Origin of the sequence: Chromobacterium sp., from assembly GCF_041912965.1 — a bacterium.
Lineage (GTDB): Bacteria > Pseudomonadota > Gammaproteobacteria > Burkholderiales > Chromobacteriaceae > Chromobacterium > Chromobacterium aquaticum.
Genome location: NZ_JAYSGF010000050.1, coordinates 1 through 24,863, shown reverse-complemented (window position 1 = coordinate 24,863; position 24,863 = coordinate 1). Strand labels below are relative to the sequence as shown.

Here is a 24,863-nt window from a genome sequence, read left to right as displayed (position 1 = left end):
GCTGGATAATTGAAGCGTATTCGCCACGACACCCCGCCGCGCGGGGGCCGCGGCCCAGATTCCAAGGAATGCCCATGAGCCTCAGCTACACCCCCGCCACCATCTGCGCCATCGCCACCGCTCCCGGCCGCGGCGGCGTTGGCGTGATCCGCGTGTCCGGCAAGGATTTGCTGCCCTTCGCCGCCGCCGTCAGCGGCGGCAAGACGCCCAAGCCGCGCTACGCGCTGTACACCGATTTCGTCGACGCCCACGGCCAGCCGCTGGACAACGGCCTGCTGCTCTACTTCCCCGGTCCCAACAGCTTCACCGGCGAGGATGTGATCGAGCTGCAGGGCCACGGCGGGCCGGTGGTGCTGAAAATGCTGCTGGCGCGCTGCGTGGAGCTGGGCGCGCGGCTGGCGGAACCGGGCGAATTCACCAAGCGCGCCTTCCTCAACGACAAGCTGGACCTGGCCCAGGCGGAAAGCGTGGCGGACTTGATCGACGCCAGCAGCGAAACCGCGGCCAAGAGCGCGCTCAAATCGCTGAAGGGCGCCTTCTCCAAGGAAATCCACGTGCTGGTGGACGAGCTGATCACCCTGCGCATGCTGGTGGAGGCGACGCTGGACTTCCCGGAGGAGGAGATCGACTTCCTCAAGCAGGCGGACGCGCTGGGCAAGCTTGAACGGCTGCGCGGCCGGCTGGTACAGGTGCAGGCCACCGCCAAGCAGGGCGCCATCCTGCGCGAGGGCATGCACGTGGTGCTGGTGGGCCAGCCCAATGTCGGCAAATCCAGCCTGATGAACGCGCTGGCCGGCGACGACATCGCCATCGTGACCGATATCGCCGGCACCACCCGCGACACCGTGCGCGAGGAGATCGTCATCGACGGCGTGCCGGTGCACATCATCGATACCGCCGGCCTGCGCGACACCGACGACGTGGTGGAGAAGATAGGCATAGAACGCACCTGGCAGGCGGTGGAGCGCGCGGACCTGGCCCTGGTGCTGGCGGACAGCCGCGACGGTCTCACCGGTGAGGTGCAGGCCATTCTGCAACGGCTGCCGGCGGCGCTGCCGCTCGTGCATGTGTTCAACAAGGTGGACCTGTCCGGCGAGGCGCCGGGCCTGGCCGATGAGGACGGCCACCCGCTGGTGCGCCTGTCCGCGCGCACCCACGCCGGCGTGGAGCTGCTCAAGGCCAAGCTGCTGGAGATGATAGGTTATAGCGGCGGCGGCGAAGGCGTGTTCCTGGCGCGCCAGCGCCACCTGGACGCCATCCGCCGCGCCGCCGAGCACCTGGAGCTGGCGCACATGGATTGGGAACGGGTGGAAATCTTCGCCGAGGAATTACGCATGGCGCAGAACGCGCTGTCCGAGATCACCGGCGAATTCAGCGCCGACGATCTGCTGGGGGTGATTTTCAGCCGCTTCTGCATCGGCAAGTAAGGCCCTTGTGTTGTAAAACAAAAAGCCCGGCTCAACGCTGGGCTTTTTGCTTGGCCCGTTGATAAAGAAATGGTGGCGCCACGAACTTCCAGCTCATACCGTCAGCGTCACACCGGGATGGAAAGCGATGCTAGGCAGCACCTCCTCCAGCACCTGCAGAAACGTGAAGGCCGCCGGCGACAGCGGCACGCCACGCCGCGTGAAGATATGGATCTCGCGCTGCAGCCCCGCCACATCCAGCAAGCGATAGGGCAGATCCTGCGCCGTCGGATGCGATGCCGCCAGCGCCGACAGCACGCAGGCGCCAACACCGGCGCGGATCAGCGCGAACTGGATGTCCAGATTGGTGACGGTGATCTTGCTGTTCACCTTCTGCCACAACTCAGGCAGACACTGTTCCAACGCGGACATGATGCTGGTGTCGCTCTCGTCCTGCATCAGGGGCAGGTCCCGCAGCGACTGCCCGCTCAACGGCCCCGTCGGCAGTTGCGAGCCTGGTGGAAACATCACCCCCAGCCGGGCGGAAAGCAGCTTGCGCTTGTCCAGCTTGTTGCCAACCGCTCCCACGTAGGAGCCGATGCCGATGTCCACCTCGCCGGACTCTATGCGGCGCACCACGCCGCCGCTGGTGTCGTCCAGCAGACGCACATGGATGCACGGGTAGTCTCTTTTCAGCCGCTTGAGCACCTCGGGCAGCACGCAGGACGCAAACGCCATGCCGCTGGCCACGTAGACGCTGCCGCTGCTGCCGGCGGATTTCTCGCGCAGATCGGACAACAGCAGTTCGAAATCATTCAGCAGCCGGCGCGCAACCGGCAGGAAGGCATTGCCTTGCGTGGTCAGCGACACCTTGCGAGTGGTGCGCTCGAACAGCGTCAGGCCGATCTCCTGCTCTAATTCGCGTATGGTCTTGGTCAGCGTGGACTGCGTCAGGAATAACTGGCGGGACGCAGCGGTGAAGCTCTCTGCGGTGGCGACGGCCGCGAACGCGCGCAGGTGGCGGAGTGAAATGTTCATGGCTTATTCGAATCAATCATGCTTGTTAATTCATTTTACACCAATAACTTTCAAACAAAATAATATCGTCTCCCCGACGCCGCTCAGCCGATACCATGGCAGAAGCTAGGTCTGGTTCGGCTGCGTCGTCTTGCCGCAGGGCAAGCGCAATGCGCGAGGCTTCTTAATCATGGATCGATTCTGGAGATTTTGCAGATGAGTGCCCGCAAACCAATGCCACCGACTGACTGGCCGCCGGAGTTGGCGCGAGCGGAGGTGTCCTTGCCACTGGCCGGCGGCGCGATCTGGTTTGGCCAGTTGGCCGCGCTGCCGGAGCCGGCGGCCCTGCCGCCCGGCCCGCTGCTGCTGTTCCTGCACGGCTCGTCCGGCCTGAACGAGCAGACCCGGAGCTACCAGCGCTGGCTGAGCGGCGCATTGGGGCTGACCACGCTGGCGCCGGACAGCCTTGCCCGCGCCGCGCGGCCGCGCTACCAAAGCCCGGCTCCGCGCGAGGTGTACGAAGCCGTGCACAGGCTGCGGCTGGATGAGATCCGCGCCGCGGTGGCGGCCTTGCCGCGGCTGCCCTGGGTGGACGCCCGCCGGGTGTTCCTGGCCGGCAGCAGCGAGGGCGCGGTGGCCGTCGCCCGCTGGCGCGGCGCCGAGTTCCTGGGCCGGCTGATTTACTCCTGGCCCTGCGAGGATAATTATTTCGTCGACCGTGCCGACAACGGCTTTGCGCCGGATTGCCCCATTCTCAATATCCTCTCCGGCCACGATCCCTATTTCAGCGCGGACAGTCCGCTGAACCGGGGCTTGCCGGTGCTGGACCACAGCGGCCATGCGCTGCGCGACGCCACCCACGCCAAGCTGCTCATCCTGCCGCATGCGCCGCACACGCTTTACAATCTGCCGGCGGCGCGCGCCCACACCCGCCGCTTCCTCCGCGAGCTGCTGCGGGACGCAGCCGGCTTGGAGGGCTAGACGACCCAGCCGCGCATTCAAAACACCGATCCGCCGCTGGCGAACGTGTCGACGCTCGATCGCGGGCAAAAGAAGTTGCCCATCCCGGGCAAAGTCTGCGATACAGCAAGCGGATAACAGGGTGGAAGCGCGCTGCGCGCAATAAGAACCGGTTCAAAGTCTCGCGAGCAAGAGCGAGACAAGGCGAAAACCGCTGAGAACCTGTTTACGATTTCGCGAGCTAAGGCGAGACAAGGCGTTGCGGCTGAGAAAGCGGAATGTACAAGCGGTAGATGAGCATTTCGAAGCGGTACTCACCGTGCCACGCCTCATGAAGCGCAGCAGACCTTGAACAGGCTCTAAGCGACGCCGGCTGGCGAGACCTGGACCCGGGCACACTCATACCGCCAGCGTCACGCCGGGATGGAAAGCGATGTCCGGCAGCACCTCCTCCAGCACCTGCAGAAACGTGAAGGCCGCCGGCGACAACGGCACGCCGCGCCGCGTGAAAACGTGGATGTCGCGTTGCAGCCCCACGGCCTCCAGCAAGCGATAGGGCAGGTCCCGCGCCGTCGGATGCGATGCCGCCAGCGCCGACAGCACGCAGGCGCCGACACCGGCGCGGATCAGCGCGAACTGGATGTCCAGATTGGTGACGGTGATCTTGCTGTTCACCTGCAGCCACAGCCCGGGCAGGCTGTGTGCCAGCGTGGCCATGATGCTGGTGTCGCCCTCGTCCTGCAGCAGGGGCAGGTCCCGCAGCGACTGCCCGCTCAACGGACCCGTCGGCAGTTGCGATCCCGGTGGAAACATCACCCCCAGCCGGGCGGAGAGCAGCTTGCGCTTGTCCAGCTTATTGCCGGCCGCCCCCACGTAGGAGCCGATGCCGATGTCCACCTCGCCCGACTCTATGCGGCGCACCACGCCGCCGCTGGTGTCGTCCAGCAGGCGCACGTGTATGCACGGATAGTCTTGTTTCAACCGCTTGAGCACCTCGGGCAGCACGCAGGACGCAAACGCCAGGCTGCTGGCCACATAGACGCTGCCGCTGCTGCCGGCGGATTTCTCGCGCAGATCGGACAGCAGCAGTTCAAAGTCATTCAGCAGCCGGCGCGCAACCGGCATGAAGGCATTGCCTTGCGTGGTCAGCGCCACCTTGCGGGTGGTGCGCTCGAACAGCGTCAGGCCGATTTCCTGCTCCAATTCACGTATGGTCTTGGTCAGCGTGGACTGCGTCAGGAATAGCTGGCGGGCGGCCGTGGTGAAACTGGCGGCTTCGGCCACGGCAACAAAAGCGCGCAAGTGACGGAGAGAAATATTCATGGCTCGTTCGAATCAAGCGATTCCTTTAATTCATTTTGTATTGTTCACTTTCAAAACCACAATTCCTGCTGACACTCACGTCCTTAATCATGGATCGGTTTGAGCGATTTGCCAGGTTTGCGAAGCAGCGAGAGCAAGCGGGATCGCGCCGGCCCATTGATGCCGAGACGCCAGGATGAAGCCCGGCTGAGCCGGCGCAGAGGACTTGAGATAAGTTGAACAGGCTGCTGGCAATGAGCCGTCATGTGGTAGCGCATGACATTGAGCAAGGGGAGGACAGCCGGGACGCATAGCCCCGTTCTCGGTTTTCTTCACTTACCAATGGTTGGCATTCCCATGGCAAAAAATCATCAGAAGCAACGCTTTCCCCCCCAGGCTCCGCCGCGATTCTCCCCTCTGCCCAAAGCCATTCCCATCTTGGTGGCCGCCGTGTTCTACGCCCCCCAATGGGCCCAAGCCGCATGCACCGGCACCACGACCGTCTCATGCACCGGCGCCCTCAGCGGCAGCCTCAGCTATGGCAGCAGCATCGGCGAGATCGATTTCCTCAATGCGAATCTGGCTGGCAGCGTCAATCTGAATAATCCAAGCGGCGCCAGCACCCTCACCGTCACGGGCAGCACCTTGTCGGCAAGCATGCAGTCCGCCTTGCAAGTCAACAACGCCAATGGCGCGGTCAGCCTGACCCTGGACGCCGCCAGCCAAGTCGTCGCCACCCCCAACGGTGGCCAGAATAACGGCGCAGTGCAGATCACCACCTCGGTCAGCAATAGCGGAAATATCCAGTTGAACAACGCCGCCAGCATCAATGCCCCAGGCGGCCTCCTGGTGTGGAACAACGGCAGCGGTTCCGCCGCCATCAGCAATAGCGGGACGGTCACCGCCAGCGGTCAGTCCGGCCTTGGCGCGACGACAGAGGGCGGCGGCAACATCAATGTCACCAACGCCGCAAATGGCCAGGTTCAGGTGCAAAGCAATAACGGCATCGACACTCACAGCAACGGCGTCTCGGGCGATACCCTGATCGTGAATAACGGCAAGGTGTCGTCGGGCAACTCTTCCGGCATCAACAGCACCAGCAATGGCGGCAACATCACCATCCAGAACAATGGCCTGATCGACTCCGGCAACTCCGCCATCTCGGTGAACAGTTTCAGCACCGGCAATGTCAACATCGTCAGCAAGGGAGCGCTCAACGCTTCCGGCACCGGCACCTACGCGATAAACATAAACAGCAACGGCGGCCAGGTAAGCATCGACAGCAGCACAGCGCCGGTCAGGGGCGCCATCACCGTCAGCGCCACCAACGGCGGCGTGCAGGGGACAGTCGGCAATGTCACCAGCAACGGCACCAATGCCGTGGCGTTGTTCTTTACCGGCAACAATGTCAGCGCCAGCGGTGTCACGCTGAACACCGTGGCCGGCACCGACATCAGCACCACCTTCTCCGGCGTGGCCATCTTGTCGCAGGGCAGCACCGGCGGCATCAATCTGACCACCAATGGCACGATAGGCGGCGCGCAAGCCGTGGGCCGCAGCGGGGTCGTGGCCAATATCACCGGGGCCGGCAATACCGCGAACGTGCAGCTGCAGATCAACAACACCGTCAATGCGACGCGCACCGCGGTACAGGGCTCGACCGTGGGCAGCGGCAATGTCTCCATCGTCGGCAATGGCGCGCTGAGCAGCCAGAACGGCTACGGCATCAATGCGATCGCCGCCGGCGGCAATATCAATGTGAGCGCCAATAGCGCGGTCACTGGCGTCACCGCCCTGCGTGGCAGTTCTCCCAACGGCAGCGTCGCCCTGATCGCCAACGCCAATCTCACCGGCACCGGCGCCGTGCCCTTGAGCGGCGACCTCTCCGGCGTGGCCTTACAGGTGGCGAACGCCAGCCAGGCCTCGGTGGACAACTACGCCACCGCCACCACGCAGAGCACCACCTCCGCGGTGGTGGACATCAACGCCGGCAGCGCCGTCGTCAATAACCATGCGGGCGCCACGCTAACGGGCGCCAGCGACTTCGCCGTCAACGGCCGCACCGGCAATGTCACCATCAATAACGACGGCACCCTCTACGGCTATGTCACCTTGCAGGGCAGCGGCAACGCCTTCAACAACAACTCCTCGCAGTCCTTCGACCTGCGCAATTATGTGGCCGGCGTGCAAAGCGTGGCCGTGGCGCAGATCAACGGCGTTTTCAATAACAACGCCAACGGCGTGCTACGCCTGCTGGCGGTGTCCAATCCGCAAAGCGTCAACAACAGCGGCGCATGGCAAACCGCGGGTAGCCTGCTGCCTGGCAATGGCGTGGTGCAGGGACAGCTGACCGGGGTCAGCAACTTCACCAATAGCGGCGTCATTACTTTACAGGGGGTGGATAACGGGGCCGGCCAAGCCGTGGCGGGCGATTTGCTGGTCATTACCGGCAGCCATGCGGCGGGCACTTCCGGCGGCGGCGTCTATACCTCGAACGGCGGACAGCTGCGCGTGGATACCGTGTTGAACCAGGGCGGCGCGGCCAGCCTGAGCGATGTGCTGGTGCTGGATCGCACCGCGCTTGGCAGCGGCGGCGCCACGCGGGTTTTCGTCAGCAGAGCCGGCGGCCTGGGCAGCCTTACCGGCACCGGCGCGACTGACGGCATCGAAATCATCAAGGTGCTGGATGCCGGCAATTCCGCGCAAAACGCCTTCGTACTTGGCGCACCGCTGAGCGCCGGCGCCTTCCAGTACCAATTGGTGCAGGCCGATGGCCAGAACTGGTATCTGCAAAGCAGCGACCTCGCTGCGATCGCCAAAATCCAAACCATGTTGCCGCTAGCGCTCAGCGAGTTCGGGCTGGATACGCTGGGCACGCTGTGGCAGCGTGTCGGCGACCGCCGTTACCAGCCTCAACGCCAGGACGAGGCGGACAGCCCGGCCATTTGGACTCGAGCCGGCGGGCGTTGGGGCCGCACCGAGGGCAATATCGCCGGCAATGGCTTCTCCTTCGCCTCCGCCTATAGACTGAGCGGCGATTTTGTCGAAGTCGGCGCGGATCGCCGGCTGTGGCGCGGCGACAAGGGCTCCTTGATAGGCAGCGCTTTCGCCAGCCATGGCGAAGGTCGCATGAGTTTGCAGGACGGCGCCAGTGGCCAGGCGGATCTCCATAGCAACAGCCTGGGCCTTGCCCTCACCTGGTATGGCAATAATGGCTATTACTTGGACGTGCTGGGAAAGTGGACTCACTATGACACCGAGCTTGCCGCCGACAGCGTGAATGGCAGCCCGGATGGCAATGGCGGCTTGTTAAGCCTGGAAACCGGCTATCAATACGCGCTCAACCGCAACTGGAGCATGGTGCCGCAATGGCAAATGGTGTGGCAGAACAACCGGCTGAACAGCTACACCGATTCCAACGGCGACAGCCAGCCGGCCAATTCCGATCACAGCCTGATGGGCCGGCTGGGCGTCGCCTGGCGTTACGCCAGGCCGGAAGACGAGGGCCGCGGCTTGAACGCCTACCTCAAGGCGGATTTGCTCCACAGTTTTCAGGACAACAGCCTGGTGTTGTTCAGCAATACGCCGCTGCAGTTTCATACCCAGAAAACCAGCGCGGAACTGGGCGCCGGCGGCAACTGGAGCAATAACAAGCGCACGGTGGACGCCTACGCCGAGCTGAACTACCGCCACGCGCTGGGCAGCAATGGCAGCTATGCCTTGGGCGGCACGGTCGGTGTGCGTTACCGCTGGTAATCAAGGACGCGCAGCAGATCGTATAGGTTCTCAGAGCCTGTTCAAAGTCTCGCGAGCAAGAGCGAGACAAGGCGAAAACGAGCGAAAAAGCGGAATGTACGAGTGGTACATGAGCACTTTGAGCTGGTACTCACCGTGCAAGGCTTCACCAAGCGCAGCAGACTTTGAACAGGCTCTCAGGCGGCAACGGCCGCCACCTGCTGACTCAACTGATGCAGACGATTGGCCAAGGGGCAGCTCAGCGCCAGTTCCTGCCGGCCGTGTCCGCGCAGCAGCAGCGCCTGCCAGCTGCCGTCCGGGCCGGGCACCAGGCCGCCGCAAACGAAGCCGGCCTGTTGCAATGCCGCCGCCGCGCGCGGGGCGTCCGGCCCCAGCGCCAGCCTGACATAGACCAGCCGCCCGGCCGGCAAGGCCGCCACTTCCCGCAGCCGGCCGCCGCTGATCTCTTCCAGCCCCACTTCCAGCCGCCGCCCATGGCTGGCGATGCTGAGTCCGCCGGCCGGCCCCTGCGCCGGCGGCGGCATGCTGCCGAAGGCACGGCTCAGCGGCGTCAGCCACTCCCGCCACGCCGCCGGCCAGTTCAAGGCGGGGATAGGCCGGCTTCGCAGCGGCAGGCAGCCCAGCACGATGCTTTCCGGCTGCGGCTGGCCAAACGGCGAGGCCACGTAGTCCAGCAGCAGGCCGGTGGTGTGGAAGCCCAGGGTCTTGGCCAGGCGCTGGCTCTGGCCGTGGGACGACACTTGCTTGATGGTGAGCATGCTCAGTCCCAGGGCGACGCCTTGGGCACGCAGATGGCGGCCCAGCGCGGTGGCCAGGCCCTGGCCACGCGCGTCCGGATGCACCACGTTGAGCGCCAGCTCGGCGCTGCCCGGGCAATGCGGGTCGCGCCACAGCGCGGCGTGGCCCAGCACTCGGCCATCGCGCACGGCGACGGCGGAATGCCAGCGGCCGGCGGCGTTGTGGCGGCGTATCATCGACGGCAGATACACGTCGGGATAGACGTAGTGTTCGCCGTAGATGGCGCGGAACAAGGCGCTAACGCCGGCGGCGTCGTCGGCCTGGAAGTCGCGGATGGCTATGCTCATGCCGCCACCTCCTCGTAAGCGCGCTGATCCACCACGCGCATCAGCTTGCCGGAACGCGGATGGGTGAGCATCGCCTCCGGCGCGCAATAAGCGACGTCCAGCCGCAGCAGGCCCTGGCGGCAGAGTTCGGCCAAGGCCGGCTGCGCGGTCAGCAGCCGTTCGCGCAGCGGCTCCGCCGCCGGGGCCGGCGCGTATTCGCTGGCCACCCGCAGGCTGAGGGTGTCGACACCGTCGCGGCGACCCACCAGCAGCTGCCAGGCCAGCACCCCGTCCTGCCCCCGCAGCAGTGGGTCCAGCTCGTCCGGGAACAAGGACAGCGTGCAGACGCGCACGCGGTGGCCGCGGCTGGCGCGCCCTTGCAGCGCGAACTTGCGTTCCGGCCGCCCGGCCGGCTCGCGCCAGCAGGCCAGATCGCCGGTGGGATAGCGGATCACCGGCATCAGCCGCCGTTGCAAATTGCTGACCACCAGCAGGCCTTTGCGGTCCGGCTCCGTGATCGGCAGGCCGCTGGCCTCGTCGATGATTTCGACGATGGTGTCGGCGTCGAACACGCGGTGCTCGCCCTGGGCGCAATCCGGCCCGGCGGCGCCGATCAGGCCGGCATCGACGCTGGCGCAGCCTATGGAGCCGATGCGGGCATTGGGAAACACCCGGCCCAGCAGGGCCAGTTGCTCGGCGAACAGGCTTTCGCCGCCGTAAAGCAGGCAGCGCACGCCGGTCAGCGCGCGGCCGGCCTGTTGCAGCCAGCTGGCGAAGCGCACCAGTTGCACCGGCACGCCGGCCAGCACATTGATGTCCAGCGTGTCGATGGCGTCGGCCAGCGCCGCGTCCTCGACATTGCAGGTGAACGGAAACTCCACCACCGGCGCCGGCGAGTGCGACAGCGCGCCGTGGATGAACAGCAAGCTGGTGTAGAGATCGCCGGCGAAGAACAAGTTGGCGACGCGGTCGCCGGGCAGCAGTTGCCGGCCCAGGCCCTGGCCGAAGACGCGCACGAAGGCCTGCCATTCGTCGCGGCGGAACACCGACAGCTTGCCCTCGCTGGTGGAGCCGCCGGTCTTGAACACATGGCCGTCCGCCAGCGGGCCGCTCAGCACCGGCCAGTCTTCCAGCGGCTGGCATTGGCGCCAGTAGTCCGCCGGCTCGATCAGCGGCAGATCGCTCAGCGTCCAGTCCGCCGGCAGCTCGCGGTACAGCGCGGTGAAAAACGGCGCGTGGGCGCGAGCGTGTTCCACCAGCCGGCGCAGCCCGGCCTCCGTGGCGGCCTTCATCGCGCCGGCTCCGTGTTGCGGCGCAGGTCCAACACCAGCGGGGTCTTGCCGCTTTGCGGATGGCGCTGGAACTGGCTGGCCGGGGTGGCGATCACCTCCAGCTGCAGCAGGCCGCCGCTGACCACCTCGTTCAGCATCGGGTGTTGCAGCAGGCGGGCGCGCACCTGCGCGGCGTCGCCGTCGGCCAGCACCCGGATGCGGTCGCAGCCGTTGGCGGCGTGGTCCACCAGCCATTGCAAAGCCAGGCCCAGCGGCGCGGACAGCTCGATTGGATTGACGAAGATGGTGCCGGCGCGCAGCAGCGCGCCGTGGCGGCCGGTGAGCTGGAAGCGCGGCGCCGGCAGGCCACAGCCGCAGCGGCCGGGCAGCCAGCGTCCCAGATCGCCCAGGTCGTAGCGCCGCACGCGCTGGCCTTCCCGCGCCAGCGAGGTGAAGGCCAGGCGGCCAACGGCGCCGGGCGCGGCCGGGCGGTCGCTGTCCTGCTCCAGGATTTCCAGCCACTGGATATCGGCCAATAAATGGAATTCGCCGTCGCGGCCGTGGCCGCAGGCGTGGCCCAGCGGGCCTGCGTCCACCGATCCGTACATCGCGGAGCGGATCAGCTCCACGCCAAAGCCGGCCAGGAACTGGCGTTGGCCGTCACTGATGTGTTCGCCGCCGCAGAACAGCTTGCGCACGCCGCCGTAGGCGCGCAGCGCGGTTTCCTCGCATTCGAACAGCCGCTGCAAGGTGCCCGGCATCCCCACCAGGGTGTTGACGCCTTGGGACACGATGAAGTGGGCGATCTGGCTGAAGTCGTCGTCCACCGGGCCGCCCATCGGGTATTGCGCCGCGCCCAGCTTGTCCAGGATGGTGTAGAAGCTGAGCATGCCGCCGTAGAGATTGCCGCCGTAGAGCAGATTCATCACCCGGTCATGCGCCGGGTCCAGGCCGGCGGCGAGCAGGCCGTCCGCCGCCGCCTGCATCTGGCGGTGGTAGTCGCGGTAGCTGAAGCCGGCCAGCTTGGGTTCGCCGCTGCTGCCGCCGCTGCGGAAGAACAGCTGGGCGGCCGGCCCCATTTCGGCTTGCTGGAAGGCCGCTTTGTCCATCACCGGCAGCGCGTCCAGGCCAGCCGGCGGCGGCGGCGGGGCGTCCAGCGTCGCGTGGCCGGGCAGTTGACCATCGCGCAGGCTGACCGACACCCGCCGCGTCAGCCGGCTCAGCGCGTAAACGCCGTCGTGCGGCTCGCCGGCGTAGCCGTCGTGCATCGTCCCCACCGGGCACAGCCGGCCGACGCCGGCGTCCAGCAGCAGGCGGCTGAGCGCCGGCACTTGCTCCGGCGCGGCGATCAGGCCGCAGCTTTGCAAATGGGTGCGCCAGGGCAGCAGCAGTTCCACCAGCCGCGCGCGCGGCGCCGGCCGCAGTTGCAGGGTGCGGAACAGCGGCGAGGCCGCCAGTTCCTGGCGCTGCGCCCAGGCCACGCGCCAGCCCTCGCCCTGCTCCACCGCGCCGACCACGCCGGCGAAAGACTGGTCCAGCCGCAACATGGCCAGCTGGCTGGAGATTTCCGCCGCTTCCTGCACGTCCGGCTGCAAGGCCGGCCAGGCCGGCGCGCGCCGCGCCAGCGCGGCGGCCATGGCCTGGGCCGCGCCGCGCAATGTGGCTTCATCCGCGCTGTCCACCAGCAGGCATTGCGGGCTGGAGCAGGCTTGCTGATCAAAACGGCAGACGTCGTCGGCCAGCGCGTCGTAATCGGCCTCCGTCGCCGCGGCCGGGTCCAGGTAGGCGAAGCTGATGCGGTGGCCCCAGGGTATCCAGCGGCAGCCGGCCGGCACTTGGCGGCGAATCGCTTCCAGCGCGGCGTCGCCGCCCCAGGCGGACACCGCGTCGGCGCGGGCCAGCAGGCCGGCCAGTTGGTCGGTGGCCAGCGGCAGTACCGCCACGTGGGCGGCCAGATCGCCGGCGGCGTCGTGGCTCAGAAAATCGGCCAGCAGCCGCGCGCAGCGGCCCTGGTCGCTGCCGCTGGGACGCAGCCAGTTGACGTTGCCGGCCAGCAGGCTTTCCAGCACCGCCATGAAGGGCAGCAGCGGCGCGTTGGCCGGGGTGATGTGGGCCACCAGGCCCAGCGGCCGCCAGCTTTCGAAGCGCGGCTGGCGGTAGTCGAAGCGGCGCAGCGAGAAGGCCTGTTCGCCCAGTTCGCGGCCGACCTTGGCTTGCAGCGCCTCGCGCCGGCAAAAACCTTGCAGCGCGTCGACGGCGGCGGCGTCCAGACCCAGCGCCTCCGCTCTTTGCGGCAAGGCGGCGGCGAAGCGCTCGGCGCAATCCAGCACCGCGTCCAAGGCCGGCGGCCGGGCCAGCGCGGCCGGCAGGCCCGCTTGCAATTGCGCCAGCGCGGCGGCGGCGTCCACGGCGGCGTTCAGTGTTCCGTTCAATAGATACATATCAGGATTCCTTGATCAATTCGGAGGCGGCCACCGCGCAGCTGCGGCTCTTGCTGGTGCCGGCGCGGCCCAGCAGTTCGAACCAGTCGGTGGCCAGGCCGCAGCCGCAGCTCGCGGCCGGATGCAGCACGGCCAGATCGCCCATCACGATGCTGTGCGCCGGGCTGGAGGTGATATAGGGCGACAGCAGATTGAGGAAGCCGGCGGCACCGTAAGGCTGCGGCCGCAGGCTGGCGGTGTCGCGGATCACCGCGCGGGCGTAGCTGGGCAGGTGGAAGCGATGGCGTTCACATTCCACGTAAGGCACCGGGTGCTCCACCGCGCCGTAGCCGTCGCGGCAGCGCGCGTCCGGGATGCCCAGTTGCTCGCCCAGCCGCCGATACAGTTCGGCCTTGGGGATGGCGCGGTCGGCGTGGGTTTTCCAGCCGCCGCCCAGGAACACCAGCGATTCCGGGTGCAGTTGCAGCGGCGGCAGGCCCAGTTCCCGCATCCGTTCCAGCGCAAACCACAGGAAGGCGGGGAAGCCCAGCATGCGCACCGGCAGGCCTTGTTCGGCGAAGTCCTGCAAGGCGCGGATCACGCCGAAGGGATCGAACTCATTGCCGTGGCCGTTGTGGCGCAAGGCGTAACAGGCCTGGTTCACCGGCGCGTACTTGCACAGGAACTGATCGGTGTAGGCGGTGCCCAGGGTGATGGCGCCGGCCGGCTCGTAGCTGAGCAGCAGGTAGTTGCACGGCTGTTGCGGTGTGTCCCAGCCGTAATGGCGGAAGATGCGGTCCACCATGCTTTGCGCCGCGCCCAGGCTTCGCGCGTCGTAGCGCATGCGGCTTTTCTGGCCGGTGGTGCCGGAGGAGGTCAGCTCCAGCGCGTCCTGGCCGGCGGCGCTCACCACCAGTTGGCGCTTGAAGTAGTTGGCGAACAGCGGCGGCAGCCGCGACCAATCGTCCAGACCGTCCAGCGCGGCGGCGTCCAGGCCGTTGGCCTGCAGCCAGCGGCGATAGCCGGGCGTGTGTTCGCAGTGGTAATGGCTCAGCTCGCGCATGGCGGCGTCGAACAGACGGTCGCCATCGGCATCGGCGCGATAGGGGTGTTCCAGCGCGCACAGCGCGTCGACGTGGTTCAGCATGGAGAAGCTCCGGAAATGGGAAGGGGATTCAAGCCGCTTGCAGCGCGTAAGCGCGCTGCTTGAGCAAGCGCCACAGCGGCCACGCCGCCAGGCCGGCGCCCAGCGCGGCCCAGCCGGCGAAGGCTTGCAGGCCGGCGCCGGCGCCCAGCCAGGCCAGCGCGCTGCAACCCAGGCCGAGCAAGGCGGTGGAGATCATGCCCAGCATCGCCGCCACCGCGCCCTTGCCGCTGTCGCTGGCATAGAGGGTGAAGCGGTACAAGGTGGCGTGGCCCAGGCCCAGGCCGAAGGCGTACAAGGTCAGGCCCGCCGCCAACGCCGGCAGCGCGCCGCTGGACCAAGTCAGCGCCAGCAGCGCCGCCAGGCCGCCGAACAAGGGCCACAGCGCCAGCCGCAGCACCCGTTCCAGTTCCAGGCGCGCCGCCAGCCGGTTCAAGGTCAGATTGCCGGCGATCAGGCCGCCGAACACCGGCAGCTGCCACAGGCCGTATTCAATGCCGGACAAGCCCAGACCACGCATCAGCAGCAGCGGGGACAGGCCAATCCAGCCCACCAGCGGAATGGACAGCAGGCCCAGCGCCACGCTGCCGTGCATGAAGGGGGCGTTGCGCAGCAAAGCCGCGTACTGACGCGCGCTGCGGCCCAGGCGCAGCGGGCTCGCCGCCAGCCGGCTGCCGTCGCGCCGCTCCACGCCCAGGGTTTCCGGCATCCAGCGCCATAGGCCGACGGCCACCAAGGCCGCCAGCGCGCCGATCAGCGCGAACAGGCCGCGCCAGGGCAGCAGGCCCAGCAACAGGCTGCCGAGCAGCGGGCCGACCAGCGGCGACAGCAGCGCGATATTGGCCAGCAAGGCCATCAGCCGCACCGCGTCTTTTTCCGGAAACGCTTCTTGCAGCGCCGGGTAGCTGACCACCATCACGAAGCCCAGCGACAGGCCCTGGATGAAGCGCAGCAGATTGAACAGCTCGATGTCGCGGCTGCCGACGGCGGCCAGGCAGGCCAGGGCGAAGCCGACGGCGCCGGCCACCAGCAGCGGTTTGCGGCCATAGCGGTCGGACAGCGGCCCGATCAGCCATTGCAAGGCCACGCCGCCCAACAGATAGGCGTTGAGCGCGGTGGGCACGTGACGGGCGTCGGCGTTCAAGTCGGCGACGACTTGCAGCATGGCCGGCATCACCATATCGCTGCCGATATACGTCAGCAGTTCAAAAGCGGCCAGCAATAGGCAAAAGCCTAGCGCCCGGCCCCGAGAAATAGGCAACAGGGATTGAATTGCGTTTTGACTCATAAAATATCAAGGTGATTTAAGGGCGGCTCTATAAAAAATACGAGCCATTTAAAACCGACAATAAAAAACAACGCGGGAACAGAGAACAGCGCGGCTTTTGTTTCGGTGATCATGCAGGGCCGAATAATGACATCGGCTTGCTTAGAACCTGTTCATAGTCTGCTGTGCTTCGGCGATACGGCGTTGAAAACGACTTCGAAATGCTCATGTACCGTGTGTACATTCCGCTTTCTCAGCGGTTTTCGCCTTGTCTCGCTCTTGCTCGCGAGACTTTGAACAGGCTCTTAGAAGGGGCGAGATTATAGACAGGCTTGCGGCTTGAATTGACTGCCCTATTGGACAGTTATTCTAGAGTAAATATATTAATATCCAGAATTGGCGACATGGTTTTATATAAATAGCGCCAACCTTAAAATAATATGCAAACGGCAACAATAGCAATCTTATTCAAAACAATACCAAGCAAAGTAATAACTTGTTTGAATAATATAAATGCAGATTATTCATTTGACGACTGATGGCGACATCATATTGGCGCAGGGCCAGCATCGCGACGGCGGGTGCTTTCATTGCGTTGCGGCAAGCATGACAATGGATTCATGCCGTTAAAATGTCATCTTCATCGACATTTCTCACGCTATTGGAGCCCGCCCATGAAATCCATATTGCCGCTCGCCGCCGCCCTGTCCTTGAGCTGCTCCGCCTTCGCGCTGGCCGGCACGCCGCCGGCGCTGGTGGTCACCGGCCAGATCAAGGTGTCCAATCAGACCCGCGCCGGCGAGTACCACTTCAGCAAGGCAGAACTTGAGCGCCTGCAGCAGCGCACCATCCAGACCAAGACCACCTGGACGCCCAAATCGGCGTTTTCCGGTCCCACCCTCTCCGCCATCCTGCGCGTGGTCGGCGCGGCCGGACGGCCGGTGGAACTGGTGACCGAGGATCAATACAAGGTGGTGATTCCACCCGGAGACCAGAGCCGCTACCAGCCCATCCTGGCGCTGCGCATCAATGGCCGCCCGCTGGAGGAGATGGGCTTCAGCCCGTGGATGATGTATCCGCTCAATGATTTCCGCGAACTGCAGACCGCCGACATCGACGCCAAGCTGGCCTGGCGGGTGAAAACGCTGGTGGTGCGCTGAGCGCCGCGCCCGCCAAAGCGGACAGGTGGCTGACGCGGACATTTCCAATACCATATTATTTTCATGGTTTTTTTCCAGCGCAGGCGAAATTTTCTCCCGCGCCAGACGCCGCCGTCCGATAATGGGCAGCCGGCTGCAGTTGGTGGCACGGGGCCGCCGACGCCTGTTCACACCTGTCCAACATTGTGAAACTCAAGTCCCTTTTGGCGCTGGCCTGCCTGTTGGCCAGCCTGCGATGCGCGGCGGCGGGGGAGCCGCCGCTGGTGTTTGCCTACAATCTGTTCCCGCCCTGGAAGACCATGGACGCCCATGGCGAGCCGCAAGGCCCTTACACCGAGCTGATGCGCGAGGTGGCCAGGCGCGCCAAATTGCGGCTGGCCTTCCTGCCCTGCCCGCTGGCGCGCTGCCTGCAGTACATGCGCCAGGGCAAGGCCGACGTGGTGATCGGGGTGAAGAACACCGCCGGACGTCGCGAGTTCATCGACTTCATCGACCCCTCCTTCGCCACCGGCAGCCGGCTGGCACTGTATCAACGCTCCGACGATCCGCGACCGCTACACAGCTACCGCCAGCTCTACCCCTTCCTGATCGGCGTGGTGGAAGGCGTGCGTTATCAGGATGAGTTCGACGGCGATCTGCGCTTGCGGCGCGAGCCGGCGCCGTCGCTGGATTCCAATTTCCGCAAGCTCAAGGCCGGCCGCATCGACGCCTTGATCGCCGACGAGCGCCAGACCGCCGAGCTGGCCGCCGACGCCGAATTCCACAGCCACGTGAAGCGCGCGCCGCTGCTGCTGTATTCGCCGGAACCGCGCCGCATCGGCCTGGCCATCCATTCCCAGCGCTACACCCACAAGCGCCGCATCGCCCGGGCGCTGCGCTCCATGTTGCAGGACGGCACCGTGGCGCGCTTGCTGGCCCAAGCCCAGAAGCCCCAATCCTAGCCGCCGTCGCGCGCGCGCAACAGCCGGCGGCCCCCCGCCCGGCCACGCGATCGGGCTGGCAACTGGCGCTTGTCGCAGCTTTACAAGCCGCGCCATCAACGCTAGTGTCCTGCATAAGCCTTGCCGGCAGCATATGCGCGTCGACCGGCCGTACCCGCCTCCGCGCCTTGCTCCACCTGCCCGCCAACGGCCGCTTCACCGTCTTTCTCCCGCTTTTCCGCACCAACAGCCGCTGACTGGCCTCTGTCTGATTCACGTCACATCGCTGCTGTAGGGTTTTGCTAGCATCCGGCCCTTTCTCCGTCGAAATTGTCTGACGGTATATGGTCGGCAATATAAGTGTTGCGCGGGCAAATTCCGCATGCCTTTAATTGAATTCAAACGATCGTTCGATTTTGCACCGCACGGGCGTTCGCTATCTGGAATCTTTGTTATCTAATCGCAGGAAAGGAAGACCATGCATATCGCTATCCCAGCCGAGAGGCTGGCCGGTGAACACCGCGTGGCCGCTACGCCGGAAACGGTGAAGAAGCTCGTTGCCGGCGGCCATGCCGTCACCATCGAGCGCGGCGCCGGACTCGCCGCCGCGTTGCCGGACGCGGCCTACCAGGAAGCCGGAGCCGCCATCGCGGCGGACCGCGCCGCGGCGCTGGCCCAGGCCGACATCGTGCTGACGGTGCGCCCGCTGGACGAGGACGGCATCGCCGCGCTGAAGGACGGCGCCAGCCTGATCGGCCAGCTCAACCCCTATCACAACCACAGCCTGCCGGCGCTGGCGGCCAAGCGCATTTCCGCCTACGCGCTGGAGCTCCTGCCGCGCAGCACCCGCGCGCAGAGCATGGACGTGCTCTCCAGCCAGAACAATATCGCCGGCTACCGCGCGGTGCTGCTGGCCACCCAGCATTACCCGCGCTTCATGCCCATGCTGATGACCGCGGCCGGCACGGTGAAGCCGGCGCGGGTGCTGATCCTGGGCGTGGGCGTGGCTGGCCTGCAAGCCATCGCCACCGCCAAGCGCCTGGGCGCGGTGGTGGAGGCCTTCGACGTGCGGCCGGCCACCAAGGAGCAGGTGGAATCGCTGGGCGCCAAGTTCATCGAAGTGCCGATGAGCGAGGAAGAAAAAATGGCGAATAGCGGCGTCTACGCCAAGGAAATGTCCGAGAGCTACCGCCAGCGCCAGGGCGAGCTGGTGGCCAAGCACGCCAAGGCGGCCGACATCGTGATCACCACCGCGCTGATCCCCGGCAAGCCGGCGCCCAAGCTGCTGTCGGCCGAGGTGGTGGCGGCGATGAAGCCGGGTTCGGTGATCGTGGACCTGGCGGCGGAAACCGGCGGCAACTGCGCGCTGACCCGCCCCGGCGAAACCGTGCGCCTGGAACACGGCGTCACCGTCGTCGGCCAGATCAACCTGCCCGGCCTGCTGGCGGCGGACGCCTCCAGCCTGTACGCCAAGAACCTGCTGACCTTCCTCGGCCTGCTGCTGACGCCGGAAGGCCTGAACCTGAACCTGGAAGACGAGCTGCTGTCCGCCACGCTGGTGACCCACGACGGCCAGGTCCGCTTCCCCGCGGCGGATTAAGGAGAACAAAATGGTAGATCCCTTCATCACCAGCCTCACCGTGTTCGTGCTGGCCGTCTTCGTCGGCTACCACGTGGTCTGGAACGTCACCCCGGCGCTGCACACCCCGCTGATGGCGGTGACCAATGCCATTTCCGGCATCATCATCGTCGGCGCCATGCTGCAGGTGGTGGACATCAATGGTTCCGAGATCACCCTCACCTCGGTGTTGGGCACCATCGGCATCTTCCTCGCCAGCATCAATATCTTCGGTGGCTTCCTGGTCACCCAGCGGATGCTGGACATGTTCAAGAAAAAGAAGAAATAAGGGACCAAGATGGAAAACCTGTCCGCAATTCTTTATCTCATCGCCGCGGTGTTGTTCATCCTGGCGCTCAAGGGCCTGTCCAGCCCGGCCTCGGCGCTGCGCGGCAACCTCTACGGCATGATAGGCATGGTCATCGCCGTGGCCACCACGCTGTTGATCATGGACAAGCCGGTGCTGGCGCTGATCGCGTCCGCCATCGTCGCCGGCGGCGCCATCGGCGCGTGGAAGGCCAAGACGGTGCAGATGACCGGCATGCCTGAACTGGTGGCGGCGATGCACTCGCTGGTGGGCCTGTCCGCGGTGCTGATCGCGGTGGCGGCCATCTTCCACAGCGGCGTGGAGCACACCCAGGTGCAAAAGGTGGAGCTGTTCATCGGCGCCTTCATCGGCGCGATCACCTTCACCGCCTCGGTGATCGCCTACGGCAAGCTGTCCGGGCGCTTCGGCTCCAAGGCGATCAGCTTCAAGGGCCAGCATCTGCTCAATCTGCTGTTGGCCATCGCCATGGTCGGCTTCGGCGTGGTCTACTTCCTCAGCGACAGCCAGGCCGCCTTCCTGACCATGCTCGCCATCGCGCTGGCGCTGGGCGTGACCCTGATCATCCCGATCGGCGGCGCCGACATGCCGGTGGTGGTGTCCATGCTCAACTCCTACTCCGGCTGGGCGGCCGCCGGCATCGGCTTCACGCTGAACAATCCGGTGCTGATCATCGCCGGCGCCTGCGTCGGCGCCTCCGGCGCGATTCTGTCCTACATCATGTGCAAGGCGATGAACCGCTCCATCATCGCGGTGCTGCTGGGCGGCTTTGGCGCCGAGGCGGCAGCGGGCGGCGGCGCGGACAATGCCGGTCCCAAGAGCCACAAGTCCGGCTCCGCCGAGGACGCGGCCTTCCTGATGGCCAACGCCGACAGCGTGATCATCGTCCCCGGCTACGGCCTGGCGGTGTCGCGCGCCCAGCACGCGCTGCAGGAATTCGCCGAGATCCTGCACCAGAAAGGCGTCAATGTGCGCTATGCCATCCACCCGGTGGCGGGCCGGATGCCAGGCCATATGAACGTGCTGCTGGCCGAGGCCGAAGTGCCCTACGAACAGGTGCAGGAGATGGAGGAAATCAACTCCGACTTCTCCAACACCGACGTGGTGCTGGTGATAGGCGCCAACGATGTGGTCAACCCGGCCGCGCAAAAGGACAAGACCAGCCCGATCTACGGCATGCCCATCCTGGACGCTCACAAATCGCGCAGCGTGATCGTGGTCAAACGCTCGATGAACGCCGGCTACGCCGGTCTGGACAATGAGCTGTTCTATATGGACAAGACCATGATGGTGTTCGGCGACGCCAAGAAGGTGGTGGAGAACCTGCTCAAGGGCGTGGAGCAGTTATAAGCCGGAGAATAATGCCGAAGACATCCGCAACCGCCCAATGCCGCAAGCTTGGGCGGTTTTTTGTTGCCGTCTATTTCGGTGGCGGTTTTTTCCGCCGCCGGCGCTTCCCAAAGCACAATTGTCAGGTGTATTGTAAACAAATATTAGATTTTGTTTATACACGGAGTATGGTGATGAAAAACACTGGCATCATCCCCCGGCACCCGACGCTCTGGCTGCTGGCCGCGCTGGCCCTGCCGCTGCCAGCGCTGGCCATGCCCAATCTGATGGGCACCGAATGGCAATTGGTGGAGCCCGCTCCCGCGGGCAAGGCGCCCACCGTGGCCTTCCAGCCCGGCAAAATGACCGGCTTCGCCGGCTGCAACCGCTATGTGCGCACCCTGGACGCCAAGGGCAAGCCACGGGTGGCCACCACCCGCATGCTGTGCGCGCCGCCGCTGATGGAGATGGAACAGCACTTCGTCGCCTTCCTCTCCGACCGCTTCCGCCTGCAGCCGGACGGCCGCGCGCAGAACTTGGTGCTGAAGTCGGAACAAGCCGAATACCGCTTCGTGCGGCTGGCGCCGGACGCCCACCCGGCAGCCGCGCCCGCCTATCTGCACGTGGCGGCGGAACGCAAGACCTGCCGCGGGGACGCCGGCGACGGCTGCCTGCAGGTGCGCGAACGCGCCGATCAGGACTGGCGGCCGCTGCAAGGCGAAATCGCCGGTTTCCAGCCCCGGCCCGGCGTCAGCTACTACATCAAGCTGAAGCCGGTCGAGGCCGGCGCGCGCTGGACGCTGGAACGCATCGTCTACAGCGAGGAAGTCAGCAAGCTGCGCTGAACTATTGAGCACGACGGGCGCTCCAAGCGCATCTTCTCCCCGACCATGAACACGGAACACCGATAATGAAAAAATCGCTATTGCTCGCCGTCCTGACCACCGCCGTCCTGAGCGCCTGCGCCACCCCGCAGGGCGGAGCCGACAAGGGAGCCGACATGAATAAACCCGTCGCCAAGCTGACCGCGCTGGACGGCCAGTGGAAACAGGACGCCGCCGAACACCCGATCACGCTGAGCTTCAAGGACGGCGGCGTGTCCGCCCGCGCCGGCTGCAACGGCATGTTCGGCCCGGTGTCGCTGGAAGACGGCAAGCTGGTCAGCAAGCAACTGGCCAGCACCCTGATGATGTGCGCGCCGGAGGCGATGGAGCGCGACCGCGCGCTGGCCACCTTCCTGGCCGCCAAGCCCGCGGTGCAGTTGAACGGCGACAAGCTGATGCTGCAAGCCGGCGACAAGACGCTGAGCTTTGAGCGCCAGCCCTCGCTGGAAGGCGGCGTCACCCGCTTCGTCTACGTGGCCGCCGAGCGCAAGCCCTGCACCGGCGTGGCGCCGATGCACTGCCTGCAGATCCGCGAGAGCAAGGATCAGCCGTGGCAGCTGCATTACGGCGAGATCGAAGGCTTCAAGCCGGAGCCGGGCATCGCCTACCGTCTGCGCCTGAAGGAATTCAAGGTGGAGAACCCGCCGGCCGACGCTTCGTCCATCCGCTTGGTGCTGGACATGGTGGTGGAGCAGGAAGTCGTGAGCAAGTAAGCGGCTTGCCGCCGCGCGGCCAGGTCGACAGGCCCGGCCGCGCGGCGCCGGCTCACACCCCGGCCATCGCGCCGATGATCAACGCGTTGACGATGTCGATGAAGAAGCCGCACACCAGCGGCACGATCAGGAAAGCGAGATGCGCGGCGCCGTAACGCTGCGTCACCGCGCTCATATTGACGATGGCGGTGGCGGTGGAACCCAGGCCGATGCCGCCGAAGCCGGCGGCAATCACGCTGGCCTCGTAATCGCCGCCCATGCAGCGGAACACCACCCACAACGCGAAGCCTATGGTCAGCAGCACCTGCAGGCATAGCGTGCTCAACACGAACAAGACCGAGCCTTGCAGCTCCCACAGCTGCATGCCCATCAGCGCCATGGTCAGGAACATGCCCAGACAGATATCGGAGATCAGCGCCAGGCTGAGCCCCGAGGCCGGTTCCGTGCTCTGGCCGCGTTTGGCCAGCAGCCACATGCCCAGGTTGCGGATCAGGATGCCGGCGATCAGGCAACTGACAAAGGGCGGCAGCGTCACGCCGGCGGCGACGAAGCCCAGATTGAAACCATAGCCCAGCATCAGCGCCAGGTTCAGCCACATCCATACCCACAGCACATCGTAGTAGCACAGCGTCGCATGGTTCTGCGCATAGACCGTGCCCACTTCCAGCGCGGTATCGGCGGACGGGGTCAGCCGGTGGCGCCGGATCAGGTGGTGGGCCAGCGGACCGCCGATCACGCAGGCGGCGATCAGGCCGACGGTATTGCTGGCGATGCCCAGTTCCAGCGCATTGCCTATGCCCAGCGACTGGCTGAAGATAGGCGCCCACGCCAGCGTGGTGCCGACGCCGCCGGTCAGCGCCACCGAACCCACCATCAGCCCGGCCTTGGGGTTCAGGCCGAAACCGGCGGCCATTCCCATGCCCAGCAGGTTCTGCAACACGATGAAGACGCTGGCCAGCGCCAGCAGAATGGCCAAGGGCTTGCCGCCGCGCCGCAAGGAGGCCAGGTCCGACTTCAGGCCCAGCGCGGCGAAGAAATACAGCAGCAGGTAATCGCGGATCTGCAGATCGAAACTCAGTCGCACATCGAACGCGAAATACAGCAAGGCGACCACCGCCGCGCAGGCGAAGCCGCCTATCACCGGTTCGGGAATGCTGTAGCGACGCAGGACTTCATAACGCAGGGTCAGCGCCTTGCCGATGAACAGCAGCATGATCGCCAGGGTGAAGCTGATAAAGGAATGGACTTCGTACTGCACCATCTTTTCCATGACAGGGTTCCGGGTTGATGCGCCGCGCCGGCGCAAGCCGGGGCGGACAGGAAAGCGGGACACGCCGGGAGGCGGACAAGGCAATGCCGGCTGAAGCCGGCATTTAATGAAGAGTTTAACGATGTCGGCGCCGAATGCCAGCGCAAACGGTCAGGGGGATGCGGTGCCGCATCCCCCTGACTTGTCCGGCGCTGAGCGAGCTCAGCGGTTCGCTTGCCGGTACAGCTCGATCAAGCGACGGGTGGAGCTATCATGCTCGGCGTTCTTGAGCTTGCCTATCAGCTCCGCGTGTATGGTCTTGGCCAGTTGCTTGCCCAGCTCCACGCCCCATTGGTCGAAGCTGTTGATGTGCCAGATCACGCCCTGGACGAAGATCTTGTGCTCGTACAGCGCCACCAGCGAGCCCAGGTTGCGCGGGTTCAAACGGCTCATCAGCAGGGTGTTGGTGGGGCGGTTGCCGCCAAACACCTTGTGCGGCACCAGCGCTTCCAGCGCCTCGCCCTTGAATCCCTGCTCCTTCAGCTCGGCGCGCACCTCGTCGGCGGTCTTGCCGCGCATGAAGGCCTCGGCCTGGGCGAACACATTGGCCAGCAGGATTTCATGATGGCCGGGCAGGCTGGAGCAGTTCTGCACCGAGGCGATCAGGTCGATGGGCGAGATATGGGTGCCCTGGTGCAAGAGCTGGAAGAAGGCGTGCTGACCGTTGATGCCGGTCTCGCCCCAGATGATGGGCGCGGTCTCGAAATTCACCGGCTGGCCGTCCAGCATCACCTGCTTGCCGTTGGACTCCATGTCCAGCTGCTGGATGAAGGCCGGCAGACGGTGCAGGTATTGATCGTAAGGCGCGATCACATGGCTGCCGCCGCCGTAGTAATTGATGTACCAGACCCCGATCATGGCCAGCAGCACCGGCATGTTCTGCTCGAACGGCGCGTTTCTGAAATGCTGGTCCATGATGTGGGCGCCGTTGAGGAGTTCGGTGAAGTTCTCCTCGCCCAGGTAGAGCATGATGGGCAGGCCGATGGCCGACCACAGGC

Annotated in this window: 18 protein-coding genes and 1 pseudogene; 10 read left to right on the top strand and 9 right to left on the bottom strand. The window is 65.5% G+C overall.

What is annotated here, in order from left to right:
• Positions 1–74 precede the first annotated feature (74 nt).
• Positions 75–1,427 (top strand): tRNA uridine-5-carboxymethylaminomethyl(34) synthesis GTPase MnmE, encoded by a 1,353-nt coding sequence (mnmE, locus tag ACE3QM_RS20225; RefSeq protein WP_374424409.1) that lies wholly within the window; start codon positions 75–77, stop codon positions 1,425–1,427.
• A 93-nt stretch (positions 1,428–1,520) separates the two neighbouring features.
• Here mnmE and ACE3QM_RS20220 read toward each other — a convergent pair whose 3' ends face one another.
• A complete protein-coding gene (locus tag ACE3QM_RS20220; protein WP_231461382.1) occupies positions 1,521–2,444 on the bottom strand; it encodes a LysR family transcriptional regulator in 924 nt (307 codons plus the stop codon).
• A 195-nt stretch (positions 2,445–2,639) separates the two neighbouring features.
• Here ACE3QM_RS20220 and ACE3QM_RS20215 point away from each other — a divergent pair, with 195 nt between their 5' ends.
• Positions 2,640–3,404 carry a dienelactone hydrolase family protein gene (locus ACE3QM_RS20215; protein ID WP_374424407.1) on the top strand — a complete coding sequence of 255 codons (765 nt, stop codon included), beginning with the start codon at positions 2,640–2,642 and terminating at the stop codon, positions 3,402–3,404.
• 378 nt (positions 3,405–3,782) lie between these two features.
• Here the strand turns inward: ACE3QM_RS20215 and ACE3QM_RS20210 are convergent, their stop codons facing one another.
• A complete protein-coding gene (locus ACE3QM_RS20210; protein WP_374424405.1) occupies positions 3,783–4,706 on the bottom strand; it encodes a LysR family transcriptional regulator in 924 nt (307 codons plus the stop codon).
• 429 nt (positions 4,707–5,135) lie between these two features.
• On the opposite strand from ACE3QM_RS20210, the gene ACE3QM_RS20205 reads away from it, so the two are divergent.
• Positions 5,136–8,441: an autotransporter outer membrane beta-barrel domain-containing protein gene (locus ACE3QM_RS20205; RefSeq protein ID WP_374424403.1), complete on the top strand. Its 3,306-nt coding sequence runs from the start codon at positions 5,136–5,138 to the stop codon at positions 8,439–8,441.
• Between the two features lie 176 nt (positions 8,442–8,617).
• Here ACE3QM_RS20205 and ACE3QM_RS20200 read toward each other — a convergent pair whose 3' ends face one another.
• The 5 genes from ACE3QM_RS20200 to ACE3QM_RS20180 are packed head-to-tail and all read right to left on the bottom strand — an operon-like array spanning position 8,618 to position 15,562.
• Positions 8,618–9,526 (bottom strand): N-acetyltransferase family protein, encoded by a 909-nt coding sequence (locus ACE3QM_RS20200; protein ID WP_374424401.1) that lies wholly within the window; start codon positions 9,524–9,526, stop codon positions 8,618–8,620.
• Positions 9,523–10,797: a phenylacetate--CoA ligase family protein gene (locus ACE3QM_RS20195; RefSeq protein ID WP_374424399.1), complete on the bottom strand. Its 1,275-nt coding sequence runs from the start codon at positions 10,795–10,797 to the stop codon at positions 9,523–9,525. Before ACE3QM_RS20195 ends, ACE3QM_RS20200 begins: the two co-directional genes overlap by 4 nt.
• The gene (locus ACE3QM_RS20190; RefSeq protein ID WP_374424397.1) at positions 10,794–13,217 is read right to left on the bottom strand and encodes an acyl-CoA reductase; all 2,424 of its coding nucleotides are present in this window, start codon (positions 13,215–13,217) and stop codon (positions 10,794–10,796) included. Before ACE3QM_RS20190 ends, ACE3QM_RS20195 begins: the two co-directional genes overlap by 4 nt.
• 1 nt (position 13,218) lies before the next feature.
• Positions 13,219–14,343, bottom strand: coding sequence for an acyl-protein synthase (locus ACE3QM_RS20185; protein WP_374424395.1), 1,125 nt, complete (start codon positions 14,341–14,343; stop codon positions 13,219–13,221).
• Positions 14,344–14,371: 28 nt separating this feature from the next.
• On the bottom strand, positions 14,372–15,562 hold the full coding sequence (locus tag ACE3QM_RS20180) for an MFS transporter (RefSeq protein ID WP_374424393.1): 1,191 nt from the start codon (positions 15,560–15,562) through the stop codon (positions 14,372–14,374).
• A gap of 719 nt (positions 15,563–16,281) precedes the next feature.
• Between ACE3QM_RS20180 and ACE3QM_RS20175 the strand changes: the two genes are divergently transcribed.
• The 7 genes from ACE3QM_RS20175 (at position 16,282) to ACE3QM_RS20145 (ending at position 22,556) form a co-directional block, all read left to right on the top strand.
• A complete protein-coding gene (locus ACE3QM_RS20175) occupies positions 16,282–16,767 on the top strand; it encodes a hypothetical protein (protein WP_374424391.1) in 486 nt (161 codons plus the stop codon).
• A gap of 185 nt (positions 16,768–16,952) precedes the next feature.
• Positions 16,953–17,708 (top strand): substrate-binding periplasmic protein, encoded by a 756-nt coding sequence (locus ACE3QM_RS20170; protein WP_374424389.1) that lies wholly within the window; start codon positions 16,953–16,955, stop codon positions 17,706–17,708.
• 457 nt (positions 17,709–18,165) lie between these two features.
• A complete protein-coding gene (locus tag ACE3QM_RS20165; protein WP_048408076.1) occupies positions 18,166–19,287 on the top strand; it encodes a Re/Si-specific NAD(P)(+) transhydrogenase subunit alpha in 1,122 nt (373 codons plus the stop codon).
• Between the two features lie 10 nt (positions 19,288–19,297).
• Positions 19,298–19,594, top strand: a complete 297-nt coding sequence (locus ACE3QM_RS20160) for a proton-translocating transhydrogenase family protein (protein WP_019101645.1) — start codon at positions 19,298–19,300, stop codon at positions 19,592–19,594.
• Between the two features lie 9 nt (positions 19,595–19,603).
• Entirely contained in the window at positions 19,604–20,980 is a 1,377-nt protein-coding gene (locus ACE3QM_RS20155) for an NAD(P)(+) transhydrogenase (Re/Si-specific) subunit beta (protein WP_048408075.1), read from the top strand.
• A gap of 173 nt (positions 20,981–21,153) precedes the next feature.
• On the top strand, positions 21,154–21,804 hold the full coding sequence (locus ACE3QM_RS20150) for an META and DUF4377 domain-containing protein (RefSeq protein ID WP_231461689.1): 651 nt from the start codon (positions 21,154–21,156) through the stop codon (positions 21,802–21,804).
• Positions 21,805–21,869: 65 nt separating this feature from the next.
• Positions 21,870–22,556 (top strand): DUF4377 domain-containing protein, encoded by a 687-nt coding sequence (locus ACE3QM_RS20145; protein WP_374424386.1) that lies wholly within the window; start codon positions 21,870–21,872, stop codon positions 22,554–22,556.
• 52 nt (positions 22,557–22,608) lie between these two features.
• On the opposite strand, the gene gltS is transcribed toward ACE3QM_RS20145, so the two are convergent.
• Positions 22,609–23,826, bottom strand: a complete 1,218-nt coding sequence (gene gltS / locus ACE3QM_RS20140) for a sodium/glutamate symporter (protein ID WP_374424385.1) — start codon at positions 23,824–23,826, stop codon at positions 22,609–22,611.
• Positions 23,827–24,027: 201 nt separating this feature from the next.
• Positions 24,028–24,863 (bottom strand): annotated as a pseudogene (locus tag ACE3QM_RS20135) (glucose-6-phosphate isomerase); the annotation flags it as partial.

What these genes read in the sequence shown, in the direction of transcription:
- mnmE (WP_374424409.1), top strand. Translation starts at nt 75, where the DNA reads ATGAGCCTCAGCTACACCCCCGCCACCATCTGCGCCATCGCCACCGCT.
- ACE3QM_RS20195 (WP_374424399.1), bottom strand. Translation starts at nt 10,797, where the DNA reads ATGAAGGCCGCCACGGAGGCCGGGCTGCGCCGGCTGGTGGAACACGCT.
- ACE3QM_RS20155 (WP_048408075.1), top strand. Translation starts at nt 19,604, where the DNA reads ATGGAAAACCTGTCCGCAATTCTTTATCTCATCGCCGCGGTGTTGTTC.
- ACE3QM_RS20210 (WP_374424405.1), bottom strand. Translation starts at nt 4,706, where the DNA reads ATGAATATTTCTCTCCGTCACTTGCGCGCTTTTGTTGCCGTGGCCGAA.
- ACE3QM_RS20215 (WP_374424407.1), top strand. Translation starts at nt 2,640, where the DNA reads ATGAGTGCCCGCAAACCAATGCCACCGACTGACTGGCCGCCGGAGTTG.
- ACE3QM_RS20160 (WP_019101645.1), top strand. Translation starts at nt 19,298, where the DNA reads ATGGTAGATCCCTTCATCACCAGCCTCACCGTGTTCGTGCTGGCCGTC.
- ACE3QM_RS20190 (WP_374424397.1), bottom strand. Translation starts at nt 13,217, where the DNA reads ATGTATCTATTGAACGGAACACTGAACGCCGCCGTGGACGCCGCCGCC.
- ACE3QM_RS20220 (WP_231461382.1), bottom strand. Translation starts at nt 2,444, where the DNA reads ATGAACATTTCACTCCGCCACCTGCGCGCGTTCGCGGCCGTCGCCACC.
- ACE3QM_RS20165 (WP_048408076.1), top strand. Translation starts at nt 18,166, where the DNA reads ATGCATATCGCTATCCCAGCCGAGAGGCTGGCCGGTGAACACCGCGTG.
- ACE3QM_RS20145 (WP_374424386.1), top strand. Translation starts at nt 21,870, where the DNA reads ATGAAAAAATCGCTATTGCTCGCCGTCCTGACCACCGCCGTCCTGAGC.
- ACE3QM_RS20175 (WP_374424391.1), top strand. Translation starts at nt 16,282, where the DNA reads ATGAAATCCATATTGCCGCTCGCCGCCGCCCTGTCCTTGAGCTGCTCC.
- ACE3QM_RS20150 (WP_231461689.1), top strand. Translation starts at nt 21,154, where the DNA reads ATGAAAAACACTGGCATCATCCCCCGGCACCCGACGCTCTGGCTGCTG.
- gltS (WP_374424385.1), bottom strand. Translation starts at nt 23,826, where the DNA reads ATGGAAAAGATGGTGCAGTACGAAGTCCATTCCTTTATCAGCTTCACC.
- ACE3QM_RS20185 (WP_374424395.1), bottom strand. Translation starts at nt 14,343, where the DNA reads ATGCTGAACCACGTCGACGCGCTGTGCGCGCTGGAACACCCCTATCGC.
- ACE3QM_RS20200 (WP_374424401.1), bottom strand. Translation starts at nt 9,526, where the DNA reads ATGAGCATAGCCATCCGCGACTTCCAGGCCGACGACGCCGCCGGCGTT.